General features: G+C 39.9%; 4 protein-coding genes. 1 reads left to right on the top strand and 3 read right to left on the bottom strand.

Going from position 1 to position 5,256, the window contains the following annotated elements:
• Positions 1–125: 125 nt before the first annotated feature.
• Positions 126–2,633: an NEW3 domain-containing protein gene (locus ACFWE9_RS25805; RefSeq protein WP_230159359.1), complete on the top strand. Its 2,508-nt coding sequence runs from the start codon at positions 126–128 to the stop codon at positions 2,631–2,633.
• 329 nt (positions 2,634–2,962) lie between these two features.
• Here the strand turns inward: ACFWE9_RS25805 and ACFWE9_RS25800 are convergent, their stop codons facing one another.
• Genes ACFWE9_RS25800 through ACFWE9_RS25790 form a run of 3 tightly spaced genes read right to left on the bottom strand, consistent with a single transcriptional unit; the run spans position 2,963 to position 5,172 of the window.
• Positions 2,963–3,697 carry an amino acid ABC transporter ATP-binding protein gene (locus tag ACFWE9_RS25800; protein ID WP_063234733.1) on the bottom strand — a complete coding sequence of 245 codons (735 nt, stop codon included), beginning with the start codon at positions 3,695–3,697 and terminating at the stop codon, positions 2,963–2,965.
• Positions 3,694–4,338, bottom strand: coding sequence for an amino acid ABC transporter permease (locus ACFWE9_RS25795; RefSeq protein ID WP_063234732.1), 645 nt, complete (start codon positions 4,336–4,338; stop codon positions 3,694–3,696). Before ACFWE9_RS25795 ends, ACFWE9_RS25800 begins: the two co-directional genes overlap by 4 nt.
• 57 nt (positions 4,339–4,395) lie before the next feature.
• Positions 4,396–5,172, bottom strand: a complete 777-nt coding sequence (locus ACFWE9_RS25790; protein WP_230159360.1) for a transporter substrate-binding domain-containing protein — start codon at positions 5,170–5,172, stop codon at positions 4,396–4,398.
• Between the last annotated feature and the right edge of the window lie 84 nt (positions 5,173–5,256).

Here is a 5,256-nt window from a genome sequence, read left to right as displayed (position 1 = left end):
CCATTAATGATATTTATTAGATAAGCTTTTTACCACCAAGTTAGTTAGAAAATATTACTAACCTACATTTTTTCCACACAAAAAGCTTAAGTATTTGATAAATGGTGAAGGGGGTTAAAAGTAAAATGAAAAAAGCTTTGGTATCTGTGATTTCTCTTTTATTAATTCTTGCATTATTGCCGCTCAGCGGTAGCGCTGCAAGTACGGAGAAAGCAAACGTTGAGTTATGGAATGCGGTCAAGCCACTCGAGACAACCGTGACATTCTTAAACAGCGGTGCCCATCCAGATGATGAACGCAGTGACTTTCTCGCTTATCTATCGAGAGGGCTAGGTGTGAAGACATCGAGCTTGATTGCGAACAGGGGTGAAGGAGGACAAAATGAAATTGGGGATGAACTGGATAATGCCCTCGGAATCATTCGTTCAAGAGAAATGATAGAAGCTGCAAAAATTACTGGGGTGAAGGCTTATCATCTTAGTAAAACAACCAGTGATCCCATCTATGATTTCGGCTTCTCGAAAACACCAGAGGAAACATTGGCAAAATGGGGCGAGGAACTCACATATGAACGGCTTATCCGCTTTATTCGCACGTATCAGCCTGATATATTGATGCCTTCCTTCCAAAATGATGATACTCAGCATGGACATCATCGAACAATGACCATCTTAAGTGAACGTGCTTTTAAGGATGCCGCAGATCCAACTGTTTTCCCGAAACAATTGAAACAAGGTCTATCGGTATGGCAAGTGAAAAAATTATATTTACCTGTTTCCTCCGCAGATCAAGCCGACACTTCCATTGAAATCGGTAACTATGATCCAATTTACGGCATGACTTACCCACAGCTTGGAGAACAATCCCGCTATCTGCATAAAAGCCAAGGCATGGGGTCCGATATCCCTGCAGCACCTCGCCAGGTCCATTTGGATTTAAAGCAAAGTGCCGTTGATACAAAAAACAAGTCGGATCTTTTTGCAGGTGTACCTTATAATTTTGCTGATTGGGCTGAAAAACTTCCTCACTCGGCTTCAAAATTAAAGGCTGAATTTAAATACCTGCAAAGGGATTTGGACACTGTTGTTGCGGCGTATCCAAATGAAAAACAAATTTTTTCTAAATCCCAAACAGCTCTTTCTCATGTACGTAAAATGACAGCACAAATAAAAAAAGCAAAGCTAAGCTCTTCCATTAAGAACGACTTGCTTCATAAGCTTTCATTAAAAGAGGAGCAATTACAAAACGTCAGTTATGTCTCTTCAGGACTGGATGTTCAAGCTGAAGCTGCCTCAAACATTCTTACGAAAGGGCAAAATACGAATGTAACCGTAACGGTTAAGAATAACGGGAAACAAACATTGAAAAAAGTCGCTGCTACATTGAACGTGCCTAAAGGATGGCAGACTAAAACAAAATCTAAAGATGTCAATCTAGCACCTAATAAATCAGCAACGTTCACCTACAAGGTTGAAGTTCCTGAAGATGCATCCTATTACCACGCTTATGACGAATCAACCATTACAACCAGCATTTCTTATAAATATGGCAGCACCAAAACTTCCATCGTGGAAGAATTGGAAGGAACGATCGCTGTACTTCCTGACGTTGGCATTACCCTATCTCCTGAAGATATCGTCGTAAATACAGCAGATGTAAAGGAAGAAATACCCGTGACCGTTACCTTGAAAAATTATACAGAAGGAAAAACATCAGCAAAGGTTACTTTAAAGGTCCCAGAAAATTGGAAAGTAAAACCTAAAAAGGCCACCGTATCATTCAATGAAAAATCAGAAGAAAAACAAGTGAAGTTCACCCTTACACCACCTAAGACGATTCAAAATGGTGAATATCAGGTTAAAGCGTTTGCTTCTGTCAACGGAAAAACCTTTGATTCAACCATTCAAGAAATTTCCTATGACCATATCGGAACATTCTATTACCAATACCCATCAGCTATCAACACCGTTGCATTTGAGTTATTGATGCCAGCTTCATTAAAAGTGGGTTACATTGAGAGTGGATTTGATAAAGTTGCAGATTACTTAAGCAATGCAGGCCTTAATATAACAAAATTAACCGAAGCAGATTTAGCAAAGGGTGATTTGAGCCAATACGACACGATTGTTACCGGCATACGTGCCTATCTATCGAGGGAAGATCTAAAGGCAAACAACGCTCGCTTACTGGAATATGTTGAAAACGGCGGTCATCTCGTCGTTCAATATCACAAACCAGGTGATGGATGGGATGCCCTGACGACTGCTCCATACCCACTTACCCTCGGAAATCCATCCATTCGCTGGAGGGTTACCGATGAAAAAGCCACAGTAAACGTATTGAAACCAGAATCAGCGCTTTTCAACTATCCAAATAAAATAACAACGGACGACTGGAACAATTGGGTTCAAGAAAGAGGATTGTACTTCCCAATGAAATGGGACGATCGATTTGAAACATTCATTTCCATGGCTGATCCAAATGAAGAACCATTTGATGGCGGAATCCTAATGGCCAAATACGGTAAAGGCACCTACCTCTACACTAACCTTGTCCTATACCGGCAAATTCAAGGCCAGGTCCCAGGCGGATATCGAATCATGACGAACTTGATTAGTTACGGGGCGCAGTAACTAATGAAGAAACCTATGCACATGTTGAATGCATAGGTTTCTTTTTGATGTCAATATATGTCCTCTTTTTTGCTTTTCAAGCTTTCTGATAGTTCCTGCACATGAAGAGATGTTTCCATAAGACAGCTAGGTTTTCAATTTTAGCTTCTTCCCAATTCCACTAAAACAAAAAAAGTTATGCACAAAATAGGAAAAGGCTTATACGATTGGGTTTCCCCTCATTATCTCGCATTCCTTTGTCCACACTTTATGCACAACTTCATCCATTACCAACATCAATGCCGGCAATAATACTCTCTTACTTGTATTTCCAAGCTCGCGTTTCCTGCCTAAAGCACTTTACTCAAGAAGGATTTAGTTCTCTCGTGCTGAGGGTTACCGAATAATGCATTCGGCTCATTTTCCTCGACAATATACCCTCCATCCATGAATATGACGCGGTCCCCGACTTCCCGGGCAAAACCCATTTCATGCGTAACTACAACCATTGTCATGCCTTCTTTAGCAAGTTGTTTCATGACTTCCAAAACATCTCCGACCATTTCAGGGTCAAGCGCAGAAGTTGGCTCGTCAAATAGCATGATTTTTGGATTCATCGCTAATGCCCTTGCGATGGCAACCCGTTGTTTTTGTCCACCGGAAAGTTCCCCTGGATAGCTATTTGCTTTTTCCTTAAGGCCAACCTTATCCAATAAGTCAAGCGCTAATCTTTCCGCTTCCGCTTTAGCCGTGGCGCGAATTTTAATAGGCCCCAGCGTGATGTTTTCCATAACGGTTTTATGAGGAAACAGATTGAAATGTTGAAAAACCATTCCAACCTCTTGCCTGACTTTATTTATATTGATTTTCCTTTTTGGATCGGTGATATTATGTCCGTTTATGACCACCTCACCGCCCGTAACTTCCTCAAGTAGATTCAGGCAACGCAGAAATGTACTCTTTCCAGATCCAGAAGGGCCTATTACACAAATGACTTCCTTTTCTTGCACTTCTGCATTAATATCTTTTAAAACCTCGACAGTCCCAAATGATTTTCTCAGGTTTTTTACAGTAATTATGCTCATCGAACTTGTACCCTCCTTTCTATGAAATTAGCAATAAGGGTTAACAAATAGATGATGATAAAGTAAATCACGCCGACGACCAGCCAAATCTTGAATGCTTCAAAGGTTGCCGAAGCTTGAATTTGGCCTTGCTGGGTTAAATCCGCTATACCGATGACGGATAATAGAGATGTATCTTTCAAGCTAATGATCGATTGGTTCGTAATGGTAGGGAGCATCCTTCTAAAGGCTTGCGGCAGCACGACATATCTCATTGTTTGAGTACCGGTGAACCCGATTGATCTTGCCGCTTCCGTTTGTCCTTTATCGATGGACTGTATCCCCGCTCTTATTATTTCAGCAAAATATGCCCCTGCATTGATAGCAACGGTTATTATTCCAGCTGTTGTACTGTTCAAAGAAATCAAATTTAGTGAATTCACACCGAAATATATAAAAAACAACTGCACAATGAACGGTGTCCCTCGTATCGCATCCACATAAACCTTTGCAATCCAGTTCAAGATCTTGATCGGGGCAAGTCGCAGTAAGGCAATCACTAAACCAATCAAAAAACCTAGGATAATGGCAATCACAAAGATATAAAGTGTCACCTGAAGTCCTTTTAATAAAATGGGCAATGCCGCAACAATTATATCCATTCCTTTCACCCCTTTGAAAAAGAAAGCGCGCTTTAAGCGCGCCTATTTTGCATGAATCTATTCACCAAGATACGTTTTTATTATTTCATCATACGTTCCGTCTTTTTTAAGATTAGCAAGACCATCATTTATTTTCTTCAATAAATCCTTGTTTTGCCCTTTCAATACGGCGATTCCATACTGATCCCCATTCAAACGGTCACCTACGATTTTCAAACCAAGATCTTTTTGGGCGATTGCATAGGAGATAACCGGATAATCTTCAATAAGAGCATCGGCATTGCCGTTGGCCACTTCCTGGAACATCGCTGGACTATCATTGAATTGAACCACTTTAATTCCTAGTTTCGTAGCATTTTCCTGTGCATATTTAGCACCTGTTGTCCCTTTTTTCACTGCTATCGTTTTTCCTTTAAGATCTTTAACAGATTTAGTAGTAGTATTATCTTTTTTAACGACTACTGTTAATCCTGCATCAAAATATGGCGTTGAGAAATCAACAACCTTTTTTCTTTCCTCTGTAATGCTCATGCCTGCAATGGCCACATCAAGCTGGTTGGCTTGCATTGCGGGAATGATTCCGCCGAAATCCATTGGAGAAAATTTGATTTTAAAATCCTGGTCCTTCGCTATTGCATTGATTAAATCAATATCAATACCTTTATAGTCGTTACCCTCTTTAAATTCAAAGGGAGGATAAGTAGTATCCACACCAACTTTATAAACCTTTTCAGTTTTCTTTTCCTCACCTGCATTTTTTTCACCATTGCTTCCACAAGCCGAGATAAAGATAGTTAGAATCAAAAACATACTAAGTAAACCAAGTTTCTTCATTTCAAATCACTCCAATTCATAGATTATACGTGATAACAAATAATTCTCCCTATAATATAGCATAAGAATAAAGTATTATAACTG

The organism is Peribacillus sp. NPDC060253 (genome assembly GCF_042727425.1).
GTDB lineage: Bacteria > Bacillota > Bacilli > Bacillales > DSM-1321 > Peribacillus.
This window is presented reverse-complemented; position numbering and strand designations above follow the sequence as displayed.

Coding starts and splice junctions, on each gene's coding strand:
- ACFWE9_RS25805 (WP_230159359.1), top strand. CDS start 126: ATGAAAAAAGCTTTGGTATCTGTGATTTCTCTTTTATTAATTCTTGCA.
- ACFWE9_RS25790 (WP_230159360.1), bottom strand. CDS start 5,172: ATGAAGAAACTTGGTTTACTTAGTATGTTTTTGATTCTAACTATCTTT.
- ACFWE9_RS25800 (WP_063234733.1), bottom strand. CDS start 3,697: ATGAGCATAATTACTGTAAAAAACCTGAGAAAATCATTTGGGACTGTC.
- ACFWE9_RS25795 (WP_063234732.1), bottom strand. CDS start 4,338: ATGGATATAATTGTTGCGGCATTGCCCATTTTATTAAAAGGACTTCAG.